The sequence below is a fragment of the Nocardiopsis halotolerans DSM 44410 genome (assembly GCF_000341065.1).
In the GTDB taxonomy this organism is placed as follows: domain Bacteria; phylum Actinomycetota; class Actinomycetes; order Streptosporangiales; family Streptosporangiaceae; genus Nocardiopsis; species Nocardiopsis halotolerans.
The window spans coordinates 1-26610 of record NZ_ANAX01000115.1 but is presented as its reverse complement, the minus strand read 5'-3'; the positions used below and the strand labels follow the sequence as shown (position 1 = coordinate 26610).

At 69.1% G+C, this 26610-nt stretch carries 26 protein-coding genes and 2 pseudogenes (1 of these 28 only partly in view); 14 read left to right on the top strand and 14 right to left on the bottom strand.

The annotated features are described in order from the left end of the window. From D455_RS29825 to D455_RS35880, 9 genes are all read left to right on the top strand, one after another. Positions 1–162, top strand: partial view of an MFS transporter gene (locus D455_RS29825; protein ID WP_449289303.1) — the end only. 1551 nt of this gene lie to the left of the window's left edge; 162 of the gene's 1713 nt are visible here — the last part of the coding sequence; its start codon lies off the left edge, out of view; its stop codon occupies positions 160–162. After that, on the top strand, positions 114–275 hold the full coding sequence (locus tag D455_RS35260; protein WP_017570415.1) for a hypothetical protein: 162 nt from the start codon (positions 114–116) through the stop codon (positions 273–275). Before D455_RS29825 ends, D455_RS35260 begins: the two co-directional genes overlap by 49 nt. An 87-nt stretch (positions 276–362) precedes the next feature. Beyond that, on the top strand, positions 363–815 hold the full coding sequence (locus D455_RS0109075; RefSeq protein WP_017570414.1) for a helix-turn-helix domain-containing protein: 453 nt from the start codon (positions 363–365) through the stop codon (positions 813–815). A 234-nt stretch (positions 816–1049) separates the two neighbouring features. Further along, positions 1050–1862, top strand: coding sequence for an alpha/beta fold hydrolase (locus D455_RS0109070; RefSeq protein ID WP_017570413.1), 813 nt, complete (start codon positions 1050–1052; stop codon positions 1860–1862). Next, positions 1859–3169 (top strand): PP2C family protein-serine/threonine phosphatase, encoded by a 1311-nt coding sequence (locus D455_RS0109065; protein ID WP_017570412.1) that lies wholly within the window; start codon positions 1859–1861, stop codon positions 3167–3169. Before D455_RS0109070 ends, D455_RS0109065 begins: the two co-directional genes overlap by 4 nt. A 234-nt stretch (positions 3170–3403) precedes the next feature. Beyond that, complete coding sequence (locus D455_RS36255) at positions 3404–4687, top strand: DUF2397 family protein (protein ID WP_449289302.1); 1284 nt, start codon at positions 3404–3406, stop codon at positions 4685–4687. Beyond that, complete coding sequence (locus D455_RS0109055) at positions 4663–5085, top strand: winged helix-turn-helix transcriptional regulator (RefSeq protein WP_017570410.1); 423 nt, start codon at positions 4663–4665, stop codon at positions 5083–5085. Before D455_RS36255 ends, D455_RS0109055 begins: the two co-directional genes overlap by 25 nt. A gap of 858 nt (positions 5086–5943) precedes the next feature. Further along, on the top strand, positions 5944–7230 hold the full coding sequence (locus D455_RS0109050; RefSeq protein WP_017570409.1) for a DUF3500 domain-containing protein: 1287 nt from the start codon (positions 5944–5946) through the stop codon (positions 7228–7230). A gap of 338 nt (positions 7231–7568) precedes the next feature. Continuing rightward, positions 7569–8537 (top strand): HNH endonuclease, encoded by a 969-nt coding sequence (locus D455_RS35880; protein ID WP_026122463.1) that lies wholly within the window; start codon positions 7569–7571, stop codon positions 8535–8537. A 195-nt stretch (positions 8538–8732) separates the two neighbouring features. On the opposite strand, the gene D455_RS29820 is transcribed toward D455_RS35880, so the two are convergent. The 4 genes from D455_RS29820 to D455_RS0109030 form a co-directional block, all read right to left on the bottom strand. Further along, a complete protein-coding gene (locus D455_RS29820) occupies positions 8733–8900 on the bottom strand; it encodes a hypothetical protein (RefSeq protein WP_017570407.1) in 168 nt (55 codons plus the stop codon). A 215-nt stretch (positions 8901–9115) separates the two neighbouring features. Then, on the bottom strand, positions 9116–9244 hold the full coding sequence (locus D455_RS35875) for a hypothetical protein (RefSeq protein WP_017570406.1): 129 nt from the start codon (positions 9242–9244) through the stop codon (positions 9116–9118). A 140-nt stretch (positions 9245–9384) separates the two neighbouring features. Next, on the bottom strand, positions 9385–11370 hold the full coding sequence (locus D455_RS0109035; RefSeq protein ID WP_020480241.1) for a hypothetical protein: 1986 nt from the start codon (positions 11368–11370) through the stop codon (positions 9385–9387). A gap of 325 nt (positions 11371–11695) precedes the next feature. Then, the gene (locus tag D455_RS0109030) at positions 11696–13195 is read right to left on the bottom strand and encodes a serine/threonine-protein kinase (protein ID WP_241480210.1); all 1500 of its coding nucleotides are present in this window, start codon (positions 13193–13195) and stop codon (positions 11696–11698) included. 153 nt (positions 13196–13348) lie between these two features. On the opposite strand from D455_RS0109030, the gene D455_RS29815 reads away from it, so the two are divergent. Continuing rightward, positions 13349–13678 (top strand): hypothetical protein, encoded by a 330-nt coding sequence (locus D455_RS29815; protein WP_152487035.1) that lies wholly within the window; start codon positions 13349–13351, stop codon positions 13676–13678. Between the two features lie 156 nt (positions 13679–13834). On the opposite strand, the gene D455_RS32150 is transcribed toward D455_RS29815, so the two are convergent. The 4 genes from D455_RS32150 to D455_RS0109005 form a co-directional block, all read right to left on the bottom strand. Next, positions 13835–14488 carry an RloB family protein gene (locus D455_RS32150; RefSeq protein WP_083922190.1) on the bottom strand — a complete coding sequence of 218 codons (654 nt, stop codon included), beginning with the start codon at positions 14486–14488 and terminating at the stop codon, positions 13835–13837. Further along, entirely contained in the window at positions 14445–15812 is a 1368-nt protein-coding gene (locus D455_RS29805) for an AAA family ATPase (protein WP_160167837.1), read from the bottom strand. Before D455_RS29805 ends, D455_RS32150 begins: the two co-directional genes overlap by 44 nt. A gap of 360 nt (positions 15813–16172) precedes the next feature. Further along, complete coding sequence (locus tag D455_RS0109010; RefSeq protein ID WP_017570402.1) at positions 16173–16520, bottom strand: hypothetical protein; 348 nt, start codon at positions 16518–16520, stop codon at positions 16173–16175. Between the two features lie 115 nt (positions 16521–16635). Further along, positions 16636–17199: an ATP-binding protein gene (locus D455_RS0109005; RefSeq protein WP_017570401.1), complete on the bottom strand. Its 564-nt coding sequence runs from the start codon at positions 17197–17199 to the stop codon at positions 16636–16638. Positions 17200–17424: 225 nt separating this feature from the next. Between D455_RS0109005 and D455_RS0109000 the strand changes: the two genes are divergently transcribed. Together D455_RS0109000 and D455_RS0108995 are read left to right on the top strand one after the other, a co-directional pair. Further along, positions 17425–18288, top strand: coding sequence for a helix-turn-helix domain-containing protein (locus D455_RS0109000; RefSeq protein ID WP_017570400.1), 864 nt, complete (start codon positions 17425–17427; stop codon positions 18286–18288). Then, a complete protein-coding gene (locus D455_RS0108995; RefSeq protein WP_026122460.1) occupies positions 18285–18527 on the top strand; it encodes a DUF397 domain-containing protein in 243 nt (80 codons plus the stop codon). The genes D455_RS0109000 and D455_RS0108995 overlap by 4 nt, the downstream gene beginning before the upstream one ends. Before the next feature lie 44 nt (positions 18528–18571). On the opposite strand, the gene D455_RS0108990 is transcribed toward D455_RS0108995, so the two are convergent. Genes D455_RS0108990 through D455_RS0108980 form a run of 3 tightly spaced genes read right to left on the bottom strand, consistent with a single transcriptional unit; the run spans position 18572 to position 20176 of the window. After that, positions 18572–19444, bottom strand: coding sequence for a helix-turn-helix domain-containing protein (locus tag D455_RS0108990; protein WP_083922188.1), 873 nt, complete (start codon positions 19442–19444; stop codon positions 18572–18574). Continuing rightward, on the bottom strand, positions 19441–19989 hold the full coding sequence (locus D455_RS0108985; protein ID WP_017570397.1) for a DUF6879 family protein: 549 nt from the start codon (positions 19987–19989) through the stop codon (positions 19441–19443). Before D455_RS0108985 ends, D455_RS0108990 begins: the two co-directional genes overlap by 4 nt. Then, complete coding sequence (locus D455_RS0108980) at positions 19973–20176, bottom strand: hypothetical protein (protein WP_017570396.1); 204 nt, start codon at positions 20174–20176, stop codon at positions 19973–19975. Before D455_RS0108980 ends, D455_RS0108985 begins: the two co-directional genes overlap by 17 nt. A gap of 153 nt (positions 20177–20329) precedes the next feature. Between D455_RS0108980 and D455_RS34515 the strand changes: the two genes are divergently transcribed. Then, entirely contained in the window at positions 20330–20467 is a 138-nt protein-coding gene (locus D455_RS34515; RefSeq protein ID WP_017570395.1) for a hypothetical protein, read from the top strand. Further along, a pseudogene (locus D455_RS29800) lies at positions 20467–21614 on the top strand (methyltransferase domain-containing protein). The gene D455_RS34515 and the pseudogene D455_RS29800 overlap by 1 nt, the downstream one beginning before the upstream one ends. A gap of 189 nt (positions 21615–21803) precedes the next feature. On the opposite strand, the gene D455_RS0108965 reads toward D455_RS29800, so the two are convergent. The 3 genes and pseudogenes from D455_RS0108965 to D455_RS34145 form a co-directional block, all read right to left on the bottom strand. Then, the gene (locus D455_RS0108965; protein WP_017570394.1) at positions 21804–22349 is read right to left on the bottom strand and encodes a hypothetical protein; all 546 of its coding nucleotides are present in this window, start codon (positions 22347–22349) and stop codon (positions 21804–21806) included. Positions 22350–22413: 64 nt separating this feature from the next. Beyond that, positions 22414–24816, bottom strand: a complete 2403-nt coding sequence (locus D455_RS0108960; protein ID WP_017570393.1) for a UvrD-helicase domain-containing protein — start codon at positions 24814–24816, stop codon at positions 22414–22416. Then, positions 24813–26610 (bottom strand): annotated as a pseudogene (locus D455_RS34145) (DUF1998 domain-containing protein); the annotation flags it as partial. The pseudogene D455_RS34145 and the gene D455_RS0108960, both read right to left, overlap by 4 nt.

Here is a 26610-nt window from a genome sequence, read left to right as displayed (position 1 = left end):
CCGCGGCCGAGGACTCGCTGGCCGGGGCGTCCGTGGCCGCCGAGGAACTGCCGGAGTCCGCCGCCGCCTCCGTCACGGACGCCGCCCAGAGCGCCTTCACCAGCGCCGTCACGGTGGTCGGCGGCCTCAACGCCGCGCTGTCGGTGCTCCTCGCCCTGCTGATCGTGGCCGCCCTGCGGCACCTGGCCCCGATGGGCGGTGCCGAGGACGGCGGGACCGCTCCGGACGCCGGCGCCGACGAGCGCTCCGAGCCTCGCGAGTCGGCCCGGGACTGAGCGGCCGGCGCGCCGTCATCGACGTTCCTCCCTTCGACGGGTTCCCGTCCGAACCCTTCCCCCACACGAATCAGAAGGAGATGGTTGATGAGTCATCCCGGCCCGAAGCTCGTGCCGCTGGAACTGACCGACGAAGAACGTGACGTCCTCCAGGGGTGGATCAGGAAGCGGAAGCAGGCACAGGACGTCGCCCTGCGAGCCCGTATCGTCCTGTCGTGCGACCGGACGGTCGCGGACCGCGTCCCCGTGTCCCAGAGTCAGGTCGCCCGTGAACTGGGCGTGAGCGCGGCGACGGTCCGGAAGTGGCGCAGACGCTTCACCGAGCGGCGGCTGGAGGGGCTGACCGACGCCCCGCGGCCGGGGAGACCGCGCGCCCTCACCAAGGAACGGCTCACCACGGTCATCACCGAGAGCGTCGACGCCGGTGGCGCACACCTGTCGACCAGGGCCGTGGCCGCCAGGGCCGGGGTGTCGCAGTCGACCGCCTGTCGGGTGGTCCGTTCCGTCATACCGGTGGGTGAGGAGGGCGAAACGGCCTGAGGCGCGCCGAGGTCCGGGTCCCGGTGGGCGACCGCACACCGGGGCCCTTCACGTCGGGAGGGAACGCGGTGGTCACAGCGTGGCGGGACCGGGAGGCGCGCGCCCCGGGTTCACCTCGGAGCGGTACCGGGAAGACCACCGGACGAGAGGGGTCGATGGCCCCGGTGCCAGAGGCGATGCCACGTGATCCATCTGACCTTTTGAGCGAACTGGCACGGGGAAGGGATGACCAGTATGGACGTCCTGCGCAGGAACAACGTCACGGTCACGGGGACCGCCGACGGGCCGACGGTCGTGCTGGCCCACGGGTTCGGCTGTGACCAGAACATGTGGCGCCTGGTGGTTCCGGCCCTGGCCGAGCGGTACCGGGTGGTGCTGTTCGACTACGTCGGCTCCGGAAGATCGGACTCCTCCGCATGGAGCGAGGAGAGGTACTCCTCCCTGGAGGGCTACGCCCGGGACGTGGTGGAGATCTGTCACGCACTGGACCTGGAGCGGGCGGTGTTCGTGGGACACTCCGTCAGCTCCGTGGTGGGCGTCCTGGCCGTGCGGGAGGCACCGGAGCGGATCGGGGCGCTGGTGATGGTGACCCCCTCGCCCCGGTACGTCGACGACGAGGACTACCGCGGCGGATTCACCTCGGAGGACATCGACGAACTGCTGAGCTCACTGGAGTCGAACTACCTGGGATGGTCATCGGCCATGGCACCGGTGATCATGGGCAACCCCGAACGGCCCGAACTGGGGCAGGAACTGACCAACAGCTTCTGCGCCACCGACCCCGACATCGCCCGGGTCTTCGCCCGCACCACCTTCCTGTCGGACAACCGCGCGGATCTGAAGGACGTGCGGATCCCGACGCTGATCCTGGAATCCGCCCAGGACCTCATCGCCCCGCGCGAGGTCGGCGCCTTCGTCCACGCGGCGATCCCCTCCTCACGGCTGGTCACCCTGGAGGCCACCGGCCACTGCCCGCAGCTGAGCGCGCCAGAGGCCACCGCGGCGGCGGTGCTGGACTTCCTGGAGTCCCTGAGGGACACCGGGTGAACAGGGGGACCGAGCCGTCCGGAGCCGGTGACGGCGATGGCACCAACGCGGCCTTCACCGCACTGTTGGAGGACAGCGCCGAGGAGCTCTACGAGTCCGCGCCCTGCGGGTACCTGTCCACGCTCATGGACGGCACGGTGGCCAGGATCAACGCCACGCTGCTGGGGTGGCTCGGTCTGGAGCGCGACGCCGTGGTGGGCCGTATGCGCTTTCCCGACCTGCTCACCATGGGTGGCAAGCTCTACCACGAGACGCACTTCGCGCCCCTGCTGCGTATGCAGGGCGAGCTCAGGGGCATCGCCCTGGAGATGCGGACGTCCAACGGCGGCCGCCTTCCCGTGCTGGTCTCCTCCGTCGTCAAGCACGACAGCGGGGGCGAGCCGCAACTGGTCCGCACCACCGTCTTCGACGCCACCGACCGCCGCGCCTACGAGGAGGAGCTGCTGCGTCGCCGCGGGGAGGCCGAGCAGGCCCGCGCCGAGGCCGAGCGGGCGCGTCGCCAGGCCGACGCCGACCGGGCCCGCCTGGCAAACGTGTTCGACGTACTCCAGAAGGCCCTCCTGCCCGACACTCTGCCCGAGGTGCCGGGCATGGAAGCGGCCGCCTACTACCACACCGCCTCCCACCACCAGTTGGGTGGTGACTTCTACGACCTCTTCCCCATCGACGACGCACGCTGGGCCTTCTTCCTCGGCGACGTGTCCGGCAAGGGACCCGAGGCCGCGACGCTGACCTCCCAGGTCCGTTACGGCCTCCGCACCGCCGCCCTCCACTCCCCCGAACCCGCCGACGCGCTGACCACGCTGAACACCGTCCTCCTGGAGCGCCACACCACCGACGGCGATACCCGTTACTGCACCGCCGTGTTCGGCGTCCTCGAACCCGACGGAGACCGCGCCCGTGTCCGCCTCGCCTCCGGAGGCCATCCCCCGGCCCTGGTCCTGCGCTCCGGCGGACGGGCCGACCTTCTGCACACGCCGGGCGGGATGCTCGTCGGCGTGCTGCCCGACGCCCACTTCGCCACCGTCGAGACCGCTCTCGCCCCCGGCGACACCCTCGTGCTCTACACCGACGGCCTGACCGAGGCCCGCACGGGGCCCGGACCCGACACCATGTACGGTGAGGAGGCCCTGCACTCCTTCGCCGCCGAACACGCCCCCTCCACACCCCACGACATGGTCGACGCCCTGGCCGAACTGCTGAGGGGGTTCGGCGACGGCCTCGACGACGACACCGCCCTCCTCGCGATCGGCGCCCCCGCCGCCTCCCCTCCGCGGCACCGCCCGGGGGCCGACACGCCACGATGAGCGCGCCGGAGCCGAGAAGGCGTTCGCGTCACGGACACGGGGTCCTCTGACTGCTGTGGGGAACCGGAGGGTGAGCACCGGCGCGCGGTAGGAGGGGCAGCGGTCACACGCACGGTTTCGAACGACTTCCCGCCCGGGTCTTCGACTTCGCCTCCGGCAGCCGCCGGGACCTGTACTTCGCGATCCTGCACGTGTTCAACGACGCCAACGAGCGGTTGGGAGACGGCCCTGCTGGTGGAACAGGTGCACGACCGGCTTCCCGGGACCGGGTTCACCGAACCGGTGGAGGAGACCGAGGTGGAGGCGGCGCTGCGGCACCTGGAGTCGCTCGGGTTGTTGGAGTCCTCCCAGAGCTACACCGCGTCCTACGCCACCGCCGCCGAGTTCGAGCGCAAGAACGTCCAGTACACCCTGACCGTGCGGGGCGAGGCCGAGTTCGCCGGGGCCCGGCTGGCACGTCTGCTCAGCGCCCCGGTGCCGCCCACGCTCGTGGGCGGGTGGTCGCCCACCGGGATCCCTTCACGTCGGGGAGGGAAGCGGGGTTCCTGGCGGGGCGGCGGGGCCCGTTCCCTGACGACTCCTCAGTCAACAGGGTGCGTCGCGACGCACCACCGGGCTTCAGGCCTGGCTGGTGCGCACCGAGGCCGCGGTGTCCGCGGCGACCGTGAGCGGGTCCGTGGGAGGCCTCCCCAGCAGGTGGGCGAGGTCGGTACTGGTGTCGTCGAGGAACCCGTGGCGGACACCGGTGGCGATCGAGGCCAGCATCGGTGGCTGGAACGGCGACAGGGCCCGGTCGGAGAGAACGCGGGCACGGTACTCATCCAGGCTGATCGTGCGGTGCGCAACGCCGAGCCGTCCGGCGACGTCGTCCGCGCTGATCGGAGCACCGACCAGCTNNGCCGTCGCGACGGCCGCCGCGACGGCGGCGAGGTCCGCGCGTGCGACCGCGGACAGGGCACCGGTACCGAACGCCGACTCCAGGCCATCAGGGGTCCATGCGAACAGCGCGCCGAACAGCTCGGCGTACAGGCCGTTGCGAAGGATGGTCCACCTCAGCCCGCCGGCCTTCACCAGCCTCTCGGTGGCCCGGTGGGCGAGGGCGAACCCGAGATGGTCCCCGGCACCGGTCAGGCTGGTGTAGACGACGTGGGCCACCCCGTCACGGACCGCGGCGTCGACGGCGGCGCCGTGACGGGCGACGACCCGGTCGTCCTCGGCGTACCCGGCCGAGACCAGGACCAGGGTGGAGATCCCCGTGAAGTCCAGACTGTCGGGGTCGTCGAAGTCGATGTGGCGCAGACCGTCCCCGGCGGTGCGGCTGCCCCCGACGGCCGGTACCCCCCGCGCGTCCAGCTCGGCCAGCGTGAGCGACGCCAGCTGCCCGTGTGCCCCGGTCACCATGATCATGGGTCGTGTCCTCCCTCGTGGTTCTCTTCGGTAACTACCGTTGAGATCCTGGACCGGCCACAGGCCCGCCACAAGGAGGCAGTTTCGTGTCACCGACGCACACCGACGTAACCACCGGAGCGGCCGACCTGGCCCCGTGTGGGGGCTCGGACCACCCGGACTGCGGCATCCGCGACGTCCTCGACCGGGTCGGGGACAAGTGGTCGGTCCTCGTCATCGTCGAGCTCGCCAACGGCGCACGCCGTTTCCGACAGCTCCAACGCGCCATCGACGGGATATCCCAGCGGATGCTCACCCTGACGGTCCGGCGGCTCGAACGGGACGGCCTGGTACTTCGCACCGTCTACCCGACGGTCCCGGCCCAGGTCGACTACCGGCTCACCGAGACCGGCGCGAGCCTCACCCACCTCGTCAGGGCGCTCGCGGACTGGTCGCTGGAGCACCGGGACACCATCGCCCGGGCCCGCCGCGCCTACGACAGCGAGCACCCCGGAAACGAGATCCGGTGACGAGGCGACCGGGCTGACACACGGGGCGTCCGCCCAGCAGCTCCGGGACCACCTGTCCGACTGCGGGAACGGCGACATCCTGGCGGCTCTGGACATGGTGCTGGACGGGGACCACATCGAACGGAATCGCCACACACCGCTGCCAGAACCGCGACATCTGAGGAGGAGCTGTCCGTGAGCACCAGCCCGCGTCCGCCCGTACCGCCCCGCCCGGTCACCGGGGTGTTCGTCCGCCACATCCGACAGGTCTGCTCCCCGTACTTTCGCGGTGGTCTGGGCTGACTTCGAACCCCTGCCCGAAGGCGGCGCGGAACTCGCCTTCGATCTGCCCGAGGTCTGCGGCTACCCGGGGATCCGCTTCCGGAGGAGCTCACCCTCGCCTTCGCCGAGGGCGCGCGAAGTCCGGGAGGAAACAGGCCGCGGACGGTCCGTCTTCGCCACCCGCGTGGTATCGCGCGGCGCCCTCCGGCACGAGGTCGACTCCGGCCCGGAGGGCTTGCAGGCGGCGTTCCGTCTGGCCGCCGGGGAGGCACTGCACTGTGTCACCGAGGACCGCGAGCCCCGACCACGCCGAACACCGTCCTCCTGGAGCGCCACGCCGCCGACGGCGATCCCCGTTACTGCACCGCCGTGTTCGGCGTCCTCGCCGCCTCCCCTCCGCAGCACCGCACGAGGACCGACACGCCACGATGAGCGCGCTCCAGACGCCGCCCCGGACCGGATCCTCATCCCCCGCCCCGGTCCCGCCTGACCCGAAGCACCGCATACCACCACCGCCACCGGCAGACGGGCCGGTCCTCAGTTCGTTCTCAGGCGACACACAGGAAGCACCAAGGTTCGTTCCCTACCTTCGCCTCCATGACGAACACCACCGGTCAGGAGACCGAAAGCGTCCGGCATCGGCCGAAACGCACGAAAGCGGCAGGGATCGCGACGGCGCTGCTGCTGGCGCTGCTCATGCTCAGCGGGTGCGCCGCCGCGGGCACCGCCGCCTCGGTGCCGGAGACGACCGACTCCGAGAGCACGTCGTCCACGACGACCGAGGAGACCATCACGCAGACCGCCTCCGCGGCGGAGGCACTCATGGCGACGCTGTCCGACGAGCAGAGTGAACAGCTGCTGTACGCCTACGACGACGAGTCCAAGACCACGACCTGGTCGAACTTCCCGGTCACCTTCGTCGACCGGGCCGGACTGAACCTGGACGACCTGTCCGAGGAGCAGAGGACCGCGGCCATGGAGGTCCTCGAAGCGCTCCTGAGCGAGGAGGGGTACGAGACGGTCACCGGCATCATGGACGGCGACGAGTTCCTCCTGGAGAACAGCTCCAGCACCGGGGACTCGCTGGGCCAGTACTACGTCGCCTTCTTCGGCGACCCGTCCGACTCCGACGCGTGGCAGCTCCAGTTCGGCGGCCACCACCTCGGGCTGAACGCCACGCTGGACGGCACCGACGACTCGATCACGTTCGCGCCCACGCACCTGGGCTCCCAGCCCGCCGTCTACACCGACGACGAGGGCGACGAGGTCCAGCCGCTCGCGGGCATGTACGAGTCGGCCTTCGCCTTCCACGACAGCCTGACCGACGAGCAGCGGGCCGAGCTGTACCAGGGCTCGGAGGTCACCAACCTCGCCTGCGCCCCCGGCGGCACCTGCTCCTACCCGACGGGGACCGGCCTCGCCGGATCGGACCTGACCGACGAGCAGAAACAGCTCCTGCTCGACGTGGTCGCCAACTGGGTGGGGCTGTCCGACGAGGAGACCACGGACGCGGCCCTGGCCGAGATCGAGGCGACCCTCGACGAGACCTACGTGAACTGGTCGGGGGCGACCGAGTACGACATGACCCGGGGCGGGGGCGTCCACTTCCAGATCTCCGGCCCGGACGTCTACGTCGAGTTCGCCAACCAGCAGGGGTCGGCGGGCGCCGACGTGGACGGGTACACCACGGCGGGGTGGGGGCACGTCCACACCATCTACCGCGATCCGGGCAACGACTACGCGGGCAGCGTCACCCAACAGGAAGCATCCGGCATGGGCGGCCCCGGCGGCGGGGCTCCCCCCGGTGGGGCTCCCTCCGGCGAGCCGGGCGACGGCGGGGCCCCGTCCGGCGCCCCGGAGGGCGCCCCACCCGAGAACGGATGAGCCCGCGGCCGAGCCGCGTCCCCGACGGACGTGCCCGCCGACCGGACCGCACCACGGCGACGGTCGGCGGGCACGGCGGCATCCCCAACCGGGTCCCGAACGGCACCGCGACAGAAGTCCGGTGGGCGGGGCGGTGACATCGCCCCGGGAGACGCGCGCTTCCCCGGAAACACCACCCTCGTCCCATCACGCGGCGCGGCCCGCCGCCTTGGCCGGATGTGGACACCCGGATGCGCACCCGGCTCCACCAGGCTCTTCGCGGGCACCGCTCCGCCGCCTCCTGCGGAAACTCCGATCACAGGCAAATACAGGTGAATACATACTTCACAATGTCGGACATGAAGGCATTTGTCGGCGTTACTGACAAGGCCTGGGCCGACTTCCTCGCCCAGCGCCCCCACCTGGCCGAGATCAACTTCTGGCGCCCCTCGGGCGGGGTTTTCAAGGCGCTCTCCCCGGGAGACCTGTTCCTGTTCAAGACCCACAAGCCGCACGACCGCATCGTGGGAGGCGCGGTCTTCAGCGGCTTCGCCCTCGTTCCTCTCTCCGAGGCCTGGGCGGCCTTCCACGAGGGCAACGGGAGGAGCGACCTCTCCGAGGTTCGTGAGGCGATCAGTCGCTACCGGATGAAGAACTCGGGGTCGCCCATCCTCCCCGGGGAGGACCCGGCCATCGGCTGCGTCATGTTGCGCGACCCGGTGTTCCTCCCCGAGAAGGAGACCTTCGACCCGCCTGCGGACTTCGCGAGCAACCTCGTGCAGGGCAAGGGGTATCCCGACATCACCGCCCCCGAGCACGCCGACTACTTCGCGCCCATCGTGACCCGAATCCTCGGTCAGAATCCGACGGAGGCCCTTACCGACGACGCACACGCCGTGGCTGCCACCTGGGAGCACAACGGTCCGGTGGTCGGCGAGGGCCGCATCACCCGCCGCCGCCTGGGGCAGGAGGCGTTCAAGCTGGCGTTGCTGGACGCCTACGAGGGCCGGTGCGCCGTCACCGGACAGCGCGTGCGCCCGGTTCTGGAGGCCGCCCACATCCATCCGGTGTCCGAAGGCGGTCTGCACCGGCTCGACAACGGGCTCCTCCTGCGCTCGGACGTGCACAGGCTCTTCGATCTGGGCTATCTGTCGGTGTCCCCGGACCTGGAAGTCCGGGTCAGCCCGCACCTGCACAAGGACTTCCCGGACGCCGGGGAGTACACCGCCCTGGAGGGCAGACCAGTGTCCGTCCCGGGGCCAAGGGCCGACCGCCCGTCCCGGGACGCACTTCAATGGCATCTGAGCGAGGTATTCAGGGCGGAGTGAACCCGAAAAGACCACAGCGGAACCGTCTCCAGGTCTGCTCGCCCCATGCGCGGGGAACGCGGTCCCCCTGTCTTCTGGCCGTTCCTACCGGGGTCCGCAGGGAGCGTATCGCGATGACCTCGGTGGGGTTCGAACCGTCGTGTCCGTGCCGGAACGGCGCTGGGGCGGGCCCGCAGGCCCGCCCCGTGCGTGAGGTCAGATGGCCGAGAGGACGGTGCCGAACGCGGAGAGCGCGCCGAGAAGGGAACCCCCGGCGATGAGGAGGGCCAGGGGCCAGCTCTTCTTGGCTTCGCGGGCGAGCAGCAGGGTGATGCAGAAGGCTCCGAAGGAAGCCCCGCACACCAGGGCGATGGTCGTGGACACGCAAACTCCCATTCCGTCTCTTGGGCAGGACACACCGGATGTGTGTTCCTGTTCAGAACCCAAGAAGACTTTGAGAAAGGGCTATGCGGTCTGACTCATGTGCTCTGCACGCCTCTCTCTTTGATGTCCACGACCCTCACAGCATTACAGATCCCCTACTCCCGCGCAACCGGCTTCGCGCTCGGCCGCACGTACACGTGGGGGTTCTCCGCTGGTCACCGAATGGGGCGCAGCTCCTTGAAAGCCCACATCCCTGCGACCTCGGTCCCTCCGAGCAGCCGCCCCTTTCCGGATAGCCAGGAATGGTATTCGGTGTGCTGGGAGAACTTGTCGTTGCTGATCACGATCCCGTCCTTCTTCCGAGCGGTGTCCAGGGGCGGACGTCGGCCCCGCCGATCGTCCCCGCGGGCACCCGGTGCAGGCGCGCCCTCCGGACGGGTTCGCTCCCTTCACCGACAAGGCCTGAGAACGCGGTGCCCGAGTCTCACACGGACGAGGCAGGGTCGTGCGCCTTGTACAGCCGCGCCTGAAGGGTGTAGACGGCCCTGGTGCCGAGGTCGACGCCGTTGCGTTCACACCAGTGGACGATCATCCGACCGGCGGTGACGGTGCGCCTGCTCACCGCCCCCTCGCTCAGACCGCTCCTGCCACCGGCCGCCGCTCTGACGAGGATGTCGGCCACCTCCTCGAACCTGAACGCGTCCTCCAGAACGCAGGAGATCCACGTACCGACCGCCTCCAGAGTCAGATCGTCGTCCCCTCGACCGAGGACCGCTCCCCACATGTCCGCGACGTGGTCCGTGGCCCTGGCGACGTCCGGGTGCGTCCTCGACCAGAGGAGCCTCTCGGGCACACCTTCCGTGGACGCGGACAGAGCACGGACGAGAAAGCGGAACGCGACCTCCCTACGCCTGGGGGAGACCCCTTCGTGGCACCACTCGTTCAGGAGCGCGCCGACGACCTCGAACCACCGCTCCCCGTCCCTGGCCAGCTCCTCCAGGGCGTCGAGTGCGGCCTGACGGACCCTTTCCGAATCGGCCTGCGCGAGCCACTTGAGACGGGTCAGTGCGGACGCGGGGTTGGTGCGGCCATAGGTGACACACGCGCTGGCGACCGCCATCGCCTGGTGGTGGTCGGATAAGGGGTTCCTCGCGATGTCGTAGAGGCGTTTACGTATCTCCTTCCCCAGGTCCGGTGAGGAGGCGGCCTCGGCCGCGAAGTCCGCCGCGGCCTGCCTGGTCCTCCCGCTTTTCGCCCAGCTGTCGAAGAACTCAACCGTCAGGGGTTGGTCCCTGCGCGACAGGGCCAGACGCACGCAGGCTCCGCGTACCGGGGCGACGAGTTGCGGCCTCTCCGCCACCAGTTCACTCATCCATGCGATCAGGTACTTTCGTAGTCGCGGGAGTTGCTCCCACACGTATTCCAGCACCGCGTCCGCGTACTCGGGCCTGGTGAAGCACACACCGTCGCCCGGAACGCGCTTCGCGCCCACGGTCTCCAGGGTGAGGTCCACGCCCGGACCGAAGATCCCTCCCACGCCCCTGGGTCGCTCTCCCAGTGCCTGTGCCAGGTCGTCAGCGGCATCGAACACCTCCAACGCCTGCCGCCCCTCCAACACCGCGACGGCGATCAGGGCGATCCGGTTCCAGACGGCGGTGTCCCCGCTGTGCTCCGCGAACCAACCGTTCAGCTCGCCCTTCCAGTCGCCGTACGCGTCAAGCGCTTCACGGATCCACGTCTCGGTACAAGTTCTGTCGTCCGTCGGCCGGGACTGGTAGGCGATCCGGGCCAGGCGAACGGCGTCCGACGGCCCGGCGTCCCGCACCTTGTCCTGGACGCCCTGCCAGGTGGTCCACACCTTCTGGGCGTTCTCCCCGATCAGGCGCTTCAGGTGCTCGGAGAGCACGGCGATGCCCGGCGGTCGACGGACATGGAACACGGGAATCTCGTGCAGTTCACCGGTGAGCTGTCCGGGCCGGGTGAGGATGGTCAGCGCCGCCTCGTTCTCCGCCACCCGCGCCCGGAGGGCGCGTAGTTCCGTGACGATCGACCCGTCGATCTGCGTCAGGGTGAGGTCGACCAGGTATCCGTTTCCCGGCACGGGAAGGGTCCGGGCCAGGCGCTTCCCTGGTTGCTCGTTCAGGGGGATCGAATGAACGCGCATCCCGCACCAGGCGTGCAGGGCGATGGCCGCGGTCTCCCTGCCGTTGCCGGGCTCTCCTGAGAGGATGGCCCATCTCTGCTGCTCGAACCCTTTTCGGAAATGCTGATAGAGCTCTGGTTCGGCTGGGGAGAAGGTGGCGGCGAGGTATCTCTGGTATTCCTCCAGTACCGCTTCGGTCTCCGTGTGCACCATGTCGCCGAGGTGGAACGAGATGTTCCCGTACAGGTTCCCGACCTGCACCAGCTTGAGGATCTGCCCCAGGTTGATGGAGGTGTTGTTCACCGTGCCAGCGGGGTTCTCCGCCATTCCCCTCCCGAACCTCCACACCGATGTGAGAACCAGAGCAACCACCAGTTCTACACCAGGCCCGACCACCCTCGGTCAGCGCGGCCTCTTTTCACCTGGCCGGATTCGGCCACCACGAACGTCACCTACTCAGGGCACCAGTGGAGTAATAAGCTCCATACATACACGAAACAGACAAACCCGCCTGTCCGGGACCACACCCCGACCACATCGACTCGCGCACGAAAGAGCCGGGCGACCACAGTCGCGGCAGCCAGGCGCTCAGGCAGGACGAACGGACCCGTGAAACACCACGGATCTCGACCAGACGGGATCACGCGGTTCCTCAGGGTGTGAACGTCTCGATGATCCTCGTGATGCGGGCCACACCGTTGACATTGACGGTATAGGTCACCTCGGCGACGATCCACATTTCGTCAGGGGCTCCACCAGAGTTCTCGTGTTCCTCGAAGTAGTCGATGAGCTCCTGCGGCTCCGCCGGAGTGGTGCCGTAACCATGGGGGTCGAGTCCTCCCGCGCTCTGTGTGCAGAAGGACCATGCACACAGGATCTCGGCGTCCTCGGCGATCCGTCCCCACAGGGCGTCGTGCTCGTGGAAGTCGATAGTCGGTTGCCCCGTCATGGGATCGATGTTGTCGGGGTCCCCCTCGGGGTCGTAGGGGTGCAGGCCGACGACGAAGTCACCATCGGGCCTGGGTCCTCCGGGAGCGGTGGGTCCGGGTGCCGCTCCCGGGCCGACACGTGCCTGGACCACGATGTACTCCGCGTGCCCGAACTCCGATTCGGGCATGGACGCCTCCGCCGCCTCCGGCCGGGCCCCGGCACGGTCCGGTCCCTCGGCGCCGTCTTCCTGATCGAACCGCGTACCCATCCACCACCCGCCGAGGGACACCGTCAGCAGCAGTGCGACGGCTCCGGCGCCCAGGGCCGGGAACCTTCCTGTGCGCCGCTTCTTCGGTTCCGTTCGTTCCCCGAACCCACGGATCTGGTGAACGGTTGTGGGAGGCGCCTGCGGCGGAAACCATTCCCGGTCGAGCACCCGGGTCAGAACCTGCGTGGCGGCCTCGCCGCCGGATCCCCGTCCGAACTCCTGGGTCCCCTGGGTCCCCGTGGTCTGTGTGAGTATCCCTGCCGCGGTCGGACGGTTCCCTGCCTCTTTGCTCAGCGCGGCACGGACGATGTCCGCGAGAGGGCCGTCGAACCCGACCAGATCGGGTTCCTCCTGGAGGACACGGAAGGCGACGGCGTCGGGAGCTCCCGTACCGAAGGGAGGTCTGCCCGTGGCGGCGTAGGCGACCAGACACCCCCAGGCGAACACGTCGTCGGAGAACGTGGCGGGCTCTCCCCGGTAGTGCTGGGGGCTGATCCACCCCGGGGTACCCACCAGTGATCCCGTCCGGGTGAGCGCGGTCTCGTCGACGGCGCGGGCGATACCGAAGTCCAGGACCCTGGGCCCCTGCTCGGACAGGATGACGTTGGCGGGTTTGAGGTCGCGGTGGGCGATCCCGTGCTGGTGGATGCTGGTGAGCGCTCCGGCGACACCCATCGCGAGGCCGTTCAACAGACGCGGGTCGAGTGGTCCGTGTCGCCGCACCTGCTCGGCGAGCGTCGGGCCGTGGACCAGGGGTGTGACCAGCCATGGCCGCCGCGATCGGACGTCGGCGTCCAGAAGCGGCACCACGCATGCGCCGCCGACCCTGCGGAGGAGGCCCACCTCGCGCGCGAACCTGTCCCTGAACTCGGGGTTCGCGGAGTACTCGTCGTGAACGGCCTTGACCGCGACGGCGCGTCCGGTCTGGTCGACACCGGCGTACACCACCCCCATACCACCCGCGCCCAAACGTTTGAGCAGGCGGTAAGGACCGATACGACGTGTCTCTCCCGGCGGTATGTCCGTCGCCGTGGCGGGAAGCCGTACCTGGATCGTTTCGTCCCGATCCGCCATGGGGGTCTCACCGATTCTGTTTGCTTCCCGACGATGCCCGCCAACGCTAGCATTCCGTTATCAACCGAGCACGGGGACCGATGGGCCGCGATGGAAGCTCGTTACTGGGAAGGCGTGTTCCAACGGGCCGCGGAACGCCTGGAGCGGTCTCGGGAACTCCTCGAAACAGTGGTCGCCGAGTACCGCGAGGCCCGTTATTCCTGGTTCGAGGCGATCGCGGCGGCCGATCTCGTCCGCACGCTCCGGGAATCCGGCGACCAGCCGCAGGCGGAAGCGGTGGACGAGGAGCTTTCCGAGCACAACGCGCACTACCGTCGCGTACACGGACGTGATGGAGCGACCGTACCGCCGGAGCACGAATAGCCGATCCCGGTCACCACCTCCCCGATTCACCGGACGAGGTGGGCCGGGTACCCGACGAAACAACCGGAGATAACGGCCCACTGGCGGAGTCGGGGCGGAAGGCGCCTGGCGGGGGTGGCCGTGCCGGGGCCCTCTTCCGGGAAGGTGCGGGACGAGTCAGGTCTGGGCGAGGAGTCGGCGGACCAGGACGTGGATGTCCGTCCCGGGGTTCCGGTCACGCAGACGGACGCCGTCCCCGTACCGTTTTCCCAACCTCTCCGCGCGCCTGATCGCGTCCTGCTGGGGCCGACCGAGGAAGTGCCGGGGATCGAAATCCTTGCTCGCCGTGTAACAGCATTTCAACCCCTGCATTTTCCTGATGGCGTCGGCCGTGCTCAGGGAACCGGTGGTGTGGTCCTTCTGGTGGAGGAGGAGCCAGAACTCGAAGCACGGATTGGCGTATGCGATCTCGATACCGCTCTTCCTCGCCAGGAGAACCGCCTCCTCCAGGGAGTCGTGTGGCCTCGGCGCCTCGATGTCGATGACGCACCACACCTCGTCGTACTCCGCGCCCTGGTCACCGCGCCTGCGGGAAGCCTCGCTCCGCCGCTTCCTGGCGGCCTGGACCAGCTTGTACGGCTCTCCGTGTTTGCCGCCGAGTTCGATGTGGATATTGGGGGACCGGCGCTCCCTCTTCATCTCCCGAAAGTACGTCGTTCCACCATAGGTGTCCTCGCAGAAGATGAGATATCTGAGGCCCTCCCCCTTCGCTCCGACGTTCTTCGGATCAAGAGATGAGTTCTTCCGCTCCCACGGTTTCTTTCGCGCCACACCGGCACGCTACCGCATGCGTGGTGACAAGGTTTCCGATTTCCCCACTTATCTGCTCCTCGAACAGGGGAACTGCCCCGAAAGCGCCCAGAAGGTACTTCTTCACTAGGTCATCGCGTTCACTGCGCACCTTGTACTCACGCAACGCGACCAGTTCGGTACTCCCGTCCACGCCTTTCTGGGTGAACCATGCCTGGTCCCGGGTGAGGAAACCGAAGGAGTGACGGCTGAGCAGGGTGACGTCATGGGAGTTGAACACCAGCTGGGCCCCGAGCGGGTTGGTCTCGGGCTCGGAGAACAGGCGGACCAACTGCCCGGCCAGGTTCGGATGCAGTCGGGCGTCGAGCTCGTCCACGACGAGCACCCGCCCCCGGGTGAGGGCCTGGACCACCACACCGATCATCTCCAGCCACGTGTGCGTGCCGCTGGACTCCGCACCGTAGGGCAGCTCCACGTTGCCGCCGTCCGAGGTCGCGTGCTCCACGACGATCTCGGGGCTCGCCCGCCAGTTGGCCGGATCCGTTGGGGGATGGTCCGGGTTGAGCAGACGAAGGCCCTCGCTGAAGTGCGCCACGGCCTCCTTGGGCAGTTCGCGCTCCTCCATACGGACGTCGGCGATACCCAGGTCCGCGTACTTCAACAGCAGAGTACACAGCTCGCGCTCGGGGCCGGTGAGCATGCGCAACGTACGTTCCAGGCGTTCGGGGGCGTTGTGGTCCGTCGCGACCCCCACCTGGGCGAACCAGTCGTAGACCCGTGTGAGCAGGGGGTGGTTGCCCGAGGCCCCCGCCGAAACGAGCAGGCTGTTGGGCCGGACCGACTCCCGGGCCGTCTGGCTGCGCCTGCCGAAGCCGCGGCGCAGCCCCGGCCCCATCTCGATGTCCTCCGGCCCGGGGCCGCCGCGCTCGAAGAGCATGCGCTGTCGTCCGTGGGGCCAGCTGTACAGCCACTCGGCGGTCACCCGCTGGTCGTCGAGTTCGAACCCGTACTCGTAACGGGTTCCTCCCTGGATGAAGTCGAAGGCGAACTCCGAGGGCTCTCCGGCCGTGTCGCCGAGCAGGAAGGGGATGCGGTGCGTACCGCCCAGCGGGTCCCATCTGCTGTGGGAGTACTGGACGGCCGCGCGGGCGTAGGACAGGGCCTTGATCAGGTTGGACTTGCCTGAGGCGTTGGCTCCGAACACACCGACGACGGGCAGGGCCCGCAGGCTGGTGCCCGGGATGTCCTGGACAGCGAGGTCGTCGTGTTTGTCGGCGGCGACCAGGCTCAGTTCCTGCTCGTCCCTGATGGACGCCCAGTTCGCCACACTGAACCGCAACAGCACGGTCGCCACCTTTCGCGTCTCGTATCTCGTCTGTGGTGTCGTTGGTAACTTAGCCTGCTCGCACAGCTTCCACACGCTGTTTCGAGACTAATTTCGGCAACTTTTTCCCAGTGAGCCGCCGAAGCTGTTTCTTGCTGTCTCTTCCATCGCAATGCGGGCGGTTTGGACTCCGGGATACGAAGCGATCCCCGACCCGCTTGGAAGCGGGTCCTCACAGGAACCGACGGGGCATCGATGGCACAGAGCGAAGACGGCGGGGGTGTGGCGGGAGAGTGGTCCGAAGGGAAGGTGGCACGCAGCAGGCGTGGTGGTGGCCGCCTCGCCTCTGGAAGCAGCCACCGCCGGGGACACGGAAGCAGGTCAGGTGAGGGCGTGCGCCGGTTCCAGGAGGCGGGCGAGGGTTCCGATGTCGGGAACCTCAGCCAGGCCGGTGGACGAGGCCACCCAGTACGAACCGGTGCGCTCCCCGTACCAGATCACCAGGCGCGGGTTGCGGCGTTGGAGGGCGGCGGCGAGGGCGTGTTCGCGCTGGTACTCGGCCAGGTGGCCGCCCAGGCGGGGCAGGAACTGGGCGCGGCGCCTGCGGCAGGAGGGGTGCTCGCAGGTCGGGCAGAACGGACCGACGAGCGGGCGGCGCCGGGGCAGGGGCGGCGGGTTCCGGTACAGCGGGTCGCTGGAGGGACGCGGGTCAGGGATAGGATGCGTCATCGATCCTGCTTTCTTACATGCGCAAGTGTCGGATTCAGGGTTGTTTGGGGCCCGGGAAGAGCGTTGCCGCGCTCTCCTGGGCCCGTTTCACGTCTGTGGCGTGATGAGCCGCGCTTTAGGCGGCGGTGTTCCAGGGGTTGTCGGTCAGGTCGTAGGCCAGGAAGAACCACACCTGCCGGTAGTCGGGGATGCCGTTGTCACCCCACGAGGTGGCCAGGGCGTTGACCATGGCCAACCCGCGCCCGGACTCGGAGGCCGGGTCCAACCCGTTCGGGCGAGGACGCAGGTACGAACGCCCGTCGAACTCGGCCCGCTCACCGTCGCGCGCGCCCTGGTCGCGGCAGGTCAGCTTCAACCCACCGTCCCGCCGTTCGCATTTGAGGATGTAGGTGCCATAGGGCTCACCTGAGCGGCTGTGCTCGACGGCGTTGTTGGCGATCTCGGATCCGAGCAGGGTGAACAGGTAGCGGTAGTCCTCGGACTGGGTGATGGCGCAGGTATTCAGGAAGGCGCGCACCAGCGGCATGTACTGGACGGACCCGTTGAAGGGGTAGCAGCGCGCCTTGTAGCTGCGGATGTCAGCGGCGCCGGTGAAGTAGTGGCGACAGCGCGGCGGCACCAGCTCACCGAGCGGGACGGTCACTTCGGGCAGGTGTGCCAGGGATGCGGTTGCGGGCATGACGAACAGACTCCTTGTATGTGTGGAGTGACAACGGGGGTTCGGCGTGCCCGCAGGCATGGGACCTTCGCGTTTCCCCAGTACGAGGAAGGGGCACGGCGTAGCCTGACCAACAGAGACTCTGCGTGAGTCATCGATTACTGGCTACGCCTCCATAGTGCTCTCGATATTGTCGAGAGTCAAGCCATACGCGATATTGTCGCCTCCATGGCGTAGACTGCAGGCATGCGGATCCCTTACAGCCCCACTCTTCGGCTTCGTCTCCTCGTCTCCGAACTCAAGCAGGGCCGCGAGCGCTCCAAGCTGACGGTCTCCCAGGCAGGTAAGGCTCTGGGATGGACAGCGTCCAAGGTCAGCAAGATCGAGACCACTGAGACCCGTCGCATCACGGCTGGTGACCTCGACAAGCTCATGGACTTGTACAAGATCGATGAGCCTTCGAAGCGTCTGGCCATGCATGCACTGGCACGCGACGCCAAGGAGCGAGGCTGGTGGTCCAAGTACCGAGAGGTCTTCGGGGAACAGGCCCTGCCTGACTTCGAGGCCGAGGCGTCTGTCATCCGCAGCTTCGAAGGGCTCGTGATTCCCGGGCTCCTCCAGACTCCCGAGTACGCCGAAGCACTGTTCCAGGGCGGACGTTATACCGATGCCCAAGACATCGCCCACCGCGTGGACGCACGCGTGACCAGACGGGAGATCTTGTCGCGGCTCAACCCCGTGCACCTACGGGTGGTCATGGACGAGGCAGCACTACGTCGCATGATCGGCAACACCTCGATCATGGCCGAGCAGATAAAGCACCTACTGCACATGGCGAAGATGCCCAACATCGATGTGCAGGTACTCCCCTTCTCCGCAGGCTCGCACGCGGCACTGGTGGCCCCGTTCAGCATCCTGGAGTTCCCCGAGCACCTAGCCTTGCCCATCGTTCACGTGGATACCGTGACTGATTCAGTATTCTTCGAGCAACCCAAGGATGTCGCCCGCTACAGCGCCACATTCGGTGACATCCAGGGCACTGCCCTGAGTACCACGCAGAGCGCACGGTTCATCGCCGACGTGCTCACATCCCTAGAGAGTGACGGATGAGCAACGAGCTGGTTTTCCGCAAGAGCAGCTACAGCGGGCAAGCGCCAAACTGTGTGGAGGTTGCCCACATCCCCACCGGCTTCCGTAAGAGCAGCTACAGCGGCCAAGATCAGAACTGCGTCGAGGTCGCCGACCTGCCCTGCGGCGCGGCCGTCCGGGACTCCAAGAACCCGGCCAAGGGCCACCTCCCCTTCCCCGCCGCCGAGTGGGACGCCTTCCTCACCATCGCCCGCACCTGACACCAGCGGACTCCGGCCCTCTCCTTGGCCGGGGTCCGCACCGCTCACCCCGCGGCCAGGCGGCGGTACTCCCCCGCGATGCGCTCCAGGTGCCTGACCGCCTCATCCCCGAAACAGGCCAGCTTCTCCAACTCCCCGAACAGCTCCACGTACGTGGCGATGTCGGCCGTGCCCGTGATCGTCGCCGTGGCGGTCTCGGTTCCCACCATGACGGCATCCTCGTCATAGATGTTGAAGCCATGACCAGGAAACACGTGCACGGGCGTGGTCCAGGGAATAACGCCCACCGTGGCCCGCTCCGCCGAAGCGATGACGTGCACGATGCCCTCGATCTGCCCCACCATCACCTCGGGCGATCCCGCCTGCCAACGCAAAGCACCCTCAGGCACGATCAGCCGGTGTCGCGTCGTGCCCTCGAATAGACCTTGGCGTCGTTCCTGCCTGGCCTCGATCGAGGCCTCGGTTTCCTGCACCGAGACCTGCCTGCGCGGATCAGCGAAGACGCGACGGGTGTACTCGCGGGTCTGGAGAGCACCCGGAACCAGTACGGGGTGGAAGGTGCGGATCAGCGACGCCGCTTCCGTCAGCCCGTTGATACGGCGTTGGAACTGCGAGACGCCCCGCGCCATGATCACCCGGCTGGAAGCCTCCTTCCGCAGGGCTTCGGCCAAGGTGAGCAGCTCCGCGCGTTCGTCCTCGGCTACCTCATATACCCGGCACAGTGCGGCGACGTCCTCCACCGACGGCAGCAGGAGCCCGCGCTCGATCTTGGAGACCTTGGACTGTGACATCCTCGCCGCTCGTCCCGCACGTACTCCGCTGACGGCCGCGCGGGACCGCGCTTCGCGCAATGCACGGGCGAGCCTGTCACGGCCTTCGGCACCGCGACCGGCGGGGGTGTTCTGCGGAACCGTCATACAGTCCGGTTGGATCTCCACTCTTCGGGGTGCCGGGCCCACCACCGTTCAAACGGTTCAGCAGCGGTGAGTGCGGCGTCCCTGGCCTTCTGGTATCGCTCCAGGCTATCGACGAGCTCGGCGCCGATGAATTCGCCTCCCTCGCCGTAGTGCATGCGCAGGGGGTACTTGTCGTCGATCAGCCAGAAGTCGTGGTCCACGACCTCTGCCGGGAGTTCGCGCTCAGCGAGGTCCAGAACGTGGATCTCCTCCCCCGCCTCGCTGTTGAGGACGTACCCCCATTCGCAGGAGTAGCGGAGATAGTCGTTGAGCGGCGTACGCAGAACCCTCACGCGGTATCGCCGGATGCCACTCTTCTTGCCCTGCCGCAACGTCTCCAGCCAGGGGGTCTTCCGCTCCCAATCCGGTTCGGACTCCCCTGCCACGAAACGCTGGAAGTCTCCCCCGTCGGAACCGACGTCGTACCGTTCCAGGGTCTCCAGGCGGAACGCCGACCGTGTCAGGTGAGTGTCGAAGAACTCCAGCAGTTCAGCCACGGTGAGCACGTGCGGCCTCCTTCAACAGGGACAGGGGGATCTCCACGGCGCCTTCTCCCGAGGGGAGAGTGATCTCGCTGAGGTCGTCTGCGGAGAGCGTGTACCCCTGTACGACGACTGTCCCGCGGTCACTGGCATAGACAGTGGGACAGGTGACGCCGTCCGGGCAGTCTCCGGCGATCCGGGTGAGCTTCATACGCTTCCTCCAGGGGTCGGGGTGATTCCATCATGACAGGAATACTCCGTACCGTCACCCCCTTGTCACAGCAGATCTATTCCAGTACCAATGGAATAGTTGCTGTCGGCGTCACCGTCGAAGCACAACCCCCACTTCCCGAGGAGCGAACCCATGCGATCCACCAACGTGCGCGCCAAGCACGAGGACAACTCCACCCACGACGGCCACAAGCCCGACCGGCCCGTTCCCCCGCCAACGCCCAACGACGGCGGTTCCGGTGGCGGCGGACACGAGAGGGACGACAAGTAGTGATCCCCCAACACGAGAAGCTGGTCGCCCGCCTCATCCGGGCGGGCGACCTGGACCAGCACTGGCACGGGGCCTTCGCGGCGGTGGAGCGCCACCGGTTCCTGCCCGACCGCATCACCGGCCCCGACGGCGCCACCGTGGACCGGGGAGGTGGCCACGACGGCGACCGGGAACGGTGGCTCGAACTGGCCTATGACGACATCCCGGTCATCACGCAGGTGGACGACGGCACCGGGAAGGGTTCCGGATACCCGACCAGTTCCGCCTCGCAACCCTCGATCGTCGCCGACATGCTCTCCCGCCTGGACGCGCGCCCCGGGATGCGCGTGCTGGAGGTGGGAACGGGAAGCGGGTACAACGCCGCGCTGCTCTCCCACCGGTTGGGCGACGAGAACGTCACCACCGTCGAGGTCGACGCCGACCTCGCGGAACAGGCCCGCGCACGGCTGTCCGGCGCGGGCTTCGAGCCGAACGTCATCACCGGCGACGGCACGCGGGGCTGGCCGGACCGAGCACCCTATGACCGGGTGCTCAGCACCGCGGCGGTCCAACGGGTGCCCCACCACTGGGTCGCCCAGACCAGGCCGGGCGGACGGATCCTCACCCCTTGGGGAACCGCCTTCCACAACGGTGTCCTGGCGGACCTGCGGGTGGATCCGGGCGGTCGCGCGCACGGGCGTTTCGCGGGGAACGTGGCGTTCATGTGGGTACGCGACCAGCGCGTGCCCAGACGGGTCGTCGAAACACACGTGCACCCCGAGAACCAGGACTTCACGGTCACCAGCACNCCCCCCCCCCCGGGGAGCCGATCGGCGGCTTCAGCGCGAGCTTCGCCATCGGGTTGCGCATGCCCACCGTCCTGAACCGGGTCGAGACCACCGACGAGGAGCAACGCTTCACGGTTCACCTGGTCGACCCGGACACCGGTTCCTGGGCGTCCTGGCGTATCGACCCCGACCACCGCGAGACCGGATACGAGGTCCGGCAGCACGGACCACGAGAACTGTTCACCGAGATGGAGGCCGCCTACGCCTGGTGGCGGCAGGAGGGCCGACCTGAACACACCCGGTTCGGCCTCACCGTGTCAGCGGACCGGCAGAGCGTCTGGCTGGACCATGAGGCGAACCCCGTCCTCAGGCAACCCTGATCGTGGAGCGGGTGCCCCGGTGGACGGGCCAGTGGCGTCCGGCCGGGTCCCCTGAAGCCGCGTCCCTCCTCCCCGCCGACCGCGAGCAGGTCCGCGCCGTGCCCGGTGAGCACCCGTCGGCCTGCCCTGCGGCGAGGTTCCGCACCCGAACCGTCCGGGCGGTTCCGAGGGGCCGCGCGCGTGACCGCGTCACCCCGAGACGGCCAGGCGCACCTTCTCCACGTACTCCGGCACGAGATCCTCGGGAGCACCGGCGACCTTGTCGAGCTCGCGGGTGAGAAGCTCCGCGTCCGCCGGGCCGAGCTGCACCAGGGGCCTGCGAATCCGCACGGCCCACGCGCCCGGGCGGGTGTCGGGGAAGACCTCCAGGTCCGGCACCAGCGGGGCGAGTTCCACACCGGTCCGGTACGGGCTGAGCAACTCCAGCCGAAGCCCGCATCCCCGCGTGAAGTCCCGCCCGGCCAGGGTCACCGGCTCGTCGTAGGCGCGGACGGACGAGGTGACCTCGGCCAGGCCGATCACCCTCGTCCGGTCCCGCGTGGGGTTGTGCCAACAGCCCCGCGTCGTGAGCAGCAGGAGCCGGTCACCGACCTTGAGCCGCTCCACCTCCGCCCGCCGTGTCGCGGGAAAGGCCATGCGCGAGGTGCGCAGCACCCACGCCACGGCCTCTCGTTCGCTGAGGATCAGCAGGTAGGTGTTGGCGGGTTCGGGTTCGGTGTGCGTGTCCGGGCTCATATCCGCTCCAGGATCCCACAGGGGCGGGAGAGGGGCGGGCACATCACCCCTCTCCCGCCCTCGGTCACAGCAGGGCGCCCGGGGGCTTGAACAGGCCCCCGTCCTCGAAACCGTCGCCCTCGGCCTTCTCCGCCCCCTCCGCCTCCTCGGCCTCGGCGGCCAGCTCCGCCGCGTTCGGGGGCAGGAACCGGCTCGGCTCGCCGTGCCAGGACACCGTCAGGGAGTCCCGGGCCCTCGTCGCCGCCACGAAGATCAGCGAACGCGCCTGCTGCATCTCCTTGCGGTAGCGCGGCCCGTCGCTGTCCCTGTACCGCTCGAGGTGGGCCGCGGGCACCAGCCCCTCGGCGATACCGGCGATGAGCACGTGCTGGTACTCCAGCCCCTTGTACCGGTGCAGGGTGCCCACGTGCACCGACTCCTCCTTGCCGGGCGGCGGCCCCTCCGGCCCCAGGGAGGCGGCGCTGATCCCGGCCCGGACCAGCTCCCTCTCCACCTCGCCGACCATGTCCCGGGTGGGCACGGCCACCGCGATGGATGGCACCTTCTCCTCCGCCTCCGAGCGCTCCCGGATGGCCCGGATCCGGCCCACGAGGGCCTCCGTCTCGGCCTCCCAGGTGTCGGCACCGTGGAAGACGGGCCGGGGCCCGCGCAGCACCGACCGGTATCCCCGGAGGGTGTCGGTGCCCTCGTCCAGGTCGTCCCAGGTCTCCTCCCCCAGCAGCCCCAGCGCCGACCCCAGGATCTCCCGGGTGGTGCGGTAGCTGAGGGTCAGCCGGGAGGCGCGGCCCACGATGTTGACGCCCAGGCTGCCCAGGGACACCTGGTTGCCGTAGATGCGCTGGTGGGTGTCGCCCACCAGGAAGATGTCGTCGTCCTTGTGGTCGACCATCGCGCGCAGCAGCGTCCAGTGGGCGGGGTTGAGGTCCTGGGCCTCGTCCACGACCACGTGTTCGTAGCGGAACCGCAGGCTGGCGAAGGACTGGTCCTGGTGGTGCAGCATCGGACCGCCGTGCCTGGCCTCGCGCTCGCGGTTGGCGCGGATCTTGGCGGCCCGGTCGCCCTCCACCCGGGCGGCGGCCTCGGCGACCTGGCGGAAGGTCCACACGCCCTTCTCCTCCAGTCGCATGGTGAAGCGCTCCACGAGCTGCCAGATCTCGGCGCGCTGGGCCCGGCTGACGCGCTGCCCCCGCCCGGCCCGGCGGGCCCGGAAGTACTCGGATCGGCTGCGCACGCTCTGGCCCAGGATCACCTGGCTCCACTCGGCGTTGAGGAAATCGGCGTCCCAGTCCTGCACGCCGAGCTCGACGAGCATGTCCTGCCACTCGCGGGCGGCCTGCTGGTCGTTGACGGTGCGGCGGCGCTGCCTTCCCTGGCCGCTCTCGCTGACGATCCTGGAGGCGAGCTGGTCGATGTTGACGATGTCGACCCGGTCCAGGAGCTCCTGCCCGCCCAGGTCCAGCATGCGGCGGCGCAGGTCGGCGGCGAGGTTCTTGTTGAAGGTGGTCAGCAGCACGGGCTTGGTGAAGCCCTTCGGCAACCGCTCGACCAGGTACTTCACCCTGTGCAGGGCGACGATGGTCTTGCCCGTGCCGGGGCCGCCGCTGACGCGCGCCGGGCCCTTGTAGACGCGGTCGACCAGCTTGCGCTGGGTGGGGTGCAGGAACACCTTCCACGCGGCGAAGTCGTCCTCCAGGACCTGCTGGAGTTCGGTGTCGCGGGTGGTGACCCTGGTGGCGGGGCGCGCCATGGCCGCGGCGTAGTCGGTGGTGTCGACGGGCTCGGAGGCGACGACCGGGCGGGTGACCTCCTCCATCACCTCGTCGAAGCCGCGCCCGTCGGCGAGGGCGAGCAGGACCTCCTCGGTGTGCCGGGGGGCGTACTCGACCAGGCCGAGCATCCTGCTCTCGGAGGTGATCGTCAGCGCGAGGGAGACGAGGCCGTCGGCCACGCCCAGTTCGCGCAGCTGTTCCTCGCTGTAGTCGGCCAGGAGGGGGCGGGGCCCCGCGTCGGCCGGTTCCGCCTCCTCGACCGCCTCGGCGGGGGCCGCCGGTTCCGGTGCCGCCGGGGCCTCCTGAACGGGAGCGGGGACGGGGGCCGGTTCCTCCTCCGGGGCGCTCGCCTCGGCCGAGGCGACCACGTCGAAGATCTCCAGGGCGCCGGTCACCGCGTTGATGTCGAAGCGGTAGCGCTCCAGGTGCTCGTAGACCTGTCCGCGCGGACGCAGCGCCACCAGGATGTAGTCCTGGTTGCCGACGTGGAAGAGGATGGCCCGGTACTCCCCCACCCGCGCCTTGAAGAGGTGGTCGTGCCCCTTGACCGGTCCGAACCCGTTCGTGGGGTGGGTGGGGTTCTCCCGGAACTTGTACTGGAAGTCGTAGAGCGCCCCCTTCACGTTCCGGGGGAGTTTGCGGATCTCCTTGTCGGCCTTGTCCAGCAGCCTCAGCGTGGCCTTGTCCTGCACGCTCATCCCTTCACCGTCGCCGTGTCGCCGTCGCCCCTGTCGGAGCCCGCGCCACCGTCGCCCTCTTCGTCACCGGTCAGTATCCGCGCCAGCTCCGACACATCCCACTGGACCGCCTCGCGCACGCGCCAGCCCGCCTCGGCGTAGGCCGCCTCGCCCCGGGCCCGGTCCTCGGCGTTGCCGATCAGCTCGGCGGACAGCAGCACGGCCACCTTCCGCTCGGGCCAGGCCAGCTCGGCGGGCCACAGCCCCGGCCCGTCCAGCTCGTAGCCCGCCTCCGGGGCGGGGACGCCGCGCCGGGCCAGCTCCCCCGCCAGGGTGGCCAGACCGGGCTCGTCGGGCTCCATCAGGTCCCTGACCTGGCTCCAGCCGGGGTCGACGGTGACCTCCACGGTGTGGGCGCCGTCGGCGGGAACGTCCGCCCCGCGCCCGGTGGCGGCGGGGTCCGCGGCCGTCTCCGCGGCGGTGGCGGCCAGGGTGGCCAGTCCCAGCTCCAGACCGCTCTCCTGGAACCGGGTGCTGACGAGGGTGTCGCCGAACAGCGCATCGGCCTCGGCCGGGTCCAGGGGCCGGCGGGCGAGACTGTCGTCGAGCCCGTCGCCGCCCACGGCCGAGAGCACTGCGGCGTCGAAGGAGCCCAGGGCGCTGGCGGCGAACTGTCCGGCGTCGCCGCCCTCGCGGGTGAGGAACTGTACGAGGTTGCCCCAGTACAGCCAGGCCTTCCAGCGGCGCCGGTGCGCGTCGGGGTCGGCGGTCAGCGCCTCGTCGCGGTCGTCGAGGACCGTGAAGGCGCTGATGGTCCGCTGGGTCTGGTTGGCGACCAGGACCACCCGGCATCCGGCGTCGTCGGTGGCCCGGATGAGCACGCAGCCCCGACCGCTGACCCGCTCCGGCATGGGATCGCCGCGCAGGACCGCGGCCACGTGCGGGGCGAGTTCGACCCCACCGCCCCCGGCCTGTTCGACCCCGGTGGTGTGCCTGAGCCCCATCAGGGCGGCCGTGGCGCGTCGGCCCCAGGCTTCTCCGTCGGGATCGCCGAGGTAGGCGAACATCGCCTCGGCGGGACTGGTCCAGACGGTGTCGTCCAGTTCCTTGGGGTCCGCGCCCTGCTTGCGGTGGACGCCCTGTGCCTGCATGCGTCCGTTGTGCCCGTAGGGCGTCCAGGCCGGGTGCGGGACCTTCTTGCCGTCCAGGTGGTCCAGGTCGTCCCAGTTGAGCTGGAAGACCGTGATGCCGTGGGCGCGCAGCCGGGCGCGCTTGTCGGCGTCGTCGGCGATCCGGTTGCGCTCGGGCGAGGCGTGGTAAGTGTAGCCGTCCAGGTAGAGGGCGACCTGGTCACCGCTGGTGTCCAGGCGGCGGAAGACCACGTCGGGGCGGGTCTCCCTGATCGTGTTCTGGAACAGCACCTCCCAGCCGATGACGTTGCGTTCGGGTTCGGGGCCGATCAGGCGCAGGACCGCGCTGCGGCGGCCGTTGACCCTGCCGCCCAGTTCGAAGGAACGGCCGGAGCCGGGGGCCTTGGCCCAGCGCTGGAGCGCCTGGAGGAAGCGGGCCTCCAGTTCGCTCTCGACCTGGTCCCACAGGGAGATGTCGTCGGTACGGGCGATGCTGTCGGTCCGCCAGTCCTCCAGCAGGTCCTCCAGCATCTCCTGGGCCAGCGCCCGGTCGGCGTGCGGGAACTCGCGGTCGTTGACGTGGGCGAGCAGGCAGCGGTGGCAGGCCGCGCGGCCCTCGTCGTGCTGGCAGCGGCACCCCGCGACGACCTCGCGCGCGGCGGTGAGGATCTCGCGGACGCCCTCG

What these genes read in the sequence shown, in the direction of transcription:
- D455_RS0109075 (WP_017570414.1), top strand. Translation starts at nt 363, where the DNA reads ATGAGTCATCCCGGCCCGAAGCTCGTGCCGCTGGAACTGACCGACGAA.
- D455_RS0109070 (WP_017570413.1), top strand. Translation starts at nt 1,050, where the DNA reads ATGGACGTCCTGCGCAGGAACAACGTCACGGTCACGGGGACCGCCGAC.
- D455_RS0109050 (WP_017570409.1), top strand. Translation starts at nt 5,944, where the DNA reads ATGACGAACACCACCGGTCAGGAGACCGAAAGCGTCCGGCATCGGCCG.
- D455_RS35880 (WP_026122463.1), top strand. Translation starts at nt 7,569, where the DNA reads ATGAAGGCATTTGTCGGCGTTACTGACAAGGCCTGGGCCGACTTCCTC.
- D455_RS0109035 (WP_020480241.1), bottom strand. Translation starts at nt 11,370, where the DNA reads ATGGCGGAGAACCCCGCTGGCACGGTGAACAACACCTCCATCAACCTG.
- D455_RS0109030 (WP_241480210.1), bottom strand. Translation starts at nt 13,195, where the DNA reads ATGGGGGTGGTGTACGCCGGTGTCGACCAGACCGGACGCGCCGTCGCG.
- D455_RS29815 (WP_152487035.1), top strand. Translation starts at nt 13,349, where the DNA reads ATGCCCGCCAACGCTAGCATTCCGTTATCAACCGAGCACGGGGACCGA.
- D455_RS0109010 (WP_017570402.1), bottom strand. Translation starts at nt 16,520, where the DNA reads ATGACGCATCCTATCCCTGACCCGCGTCCCTCCAGCGACCCGCTGTAC.
- D455_RS0109005 (WP_017570401.1), bottom strand. Translation starts at nt 17,199, where the DNA reads ATGCCCGCAACCGCATCCCTGGCACACCTGCCCGAAGTGACCGTCCCG.
- D455_RS0109000 (WP_017570400.1), top strand. Translation starts at nt 17,425, where the DNA reads ATGCGGATCCCTTACAGCCCCACTCTTCGGCTTCGTCTCCTCGTCTCC.
- D455_RS0108995 (WP_026122460.1), top strand. Translation starts at nt 18,285, where the DNA reads ATGAGCAACGAGCTGGTTTTCCGCAAGAGCAGCTACAGCGGGCAAGCG.
- D455_RS0108990 (WP_083922188.1), bottom strand. Translation starts at nt 19,444, where the DNA reads ATGACGGTTCCGCAGAACACCCCCGCCGGTCGCGGTGCCGAAGGCCGT.
- D455_RS0108980 (WP_017570396.1), bottom strand. Translation starts at nt 20,176, where the DNA reads ATGAAGCTCACCCGGATCGCCGGAGACTGCCCGGACGGCGTCACCTGT.
- D455_RS34515 (WP_017570395.1), top strand. Translation starts at nt 20,330, where the DNA reads ATGCGATCCACCAACGTGCGCGCCAAGCACGAGGACAACTCCACCCAC.
- D455_RS0108965 (WP_017570394.1), bottom strand. Translation starts at nt 22,349, where the DNA reads ATGAGCCCGGACACGCACACCGAACCCGAACCCGCCAACACCTACCTG.
- D455_RS0108960 (WP_017570393.1), bottom strand. Translation starts at nt 24,816, where the DNA reads ATGAGCGTGCAGGACAAGGCCACGCTGAGGCTGCTGGACAAGGCCGAC.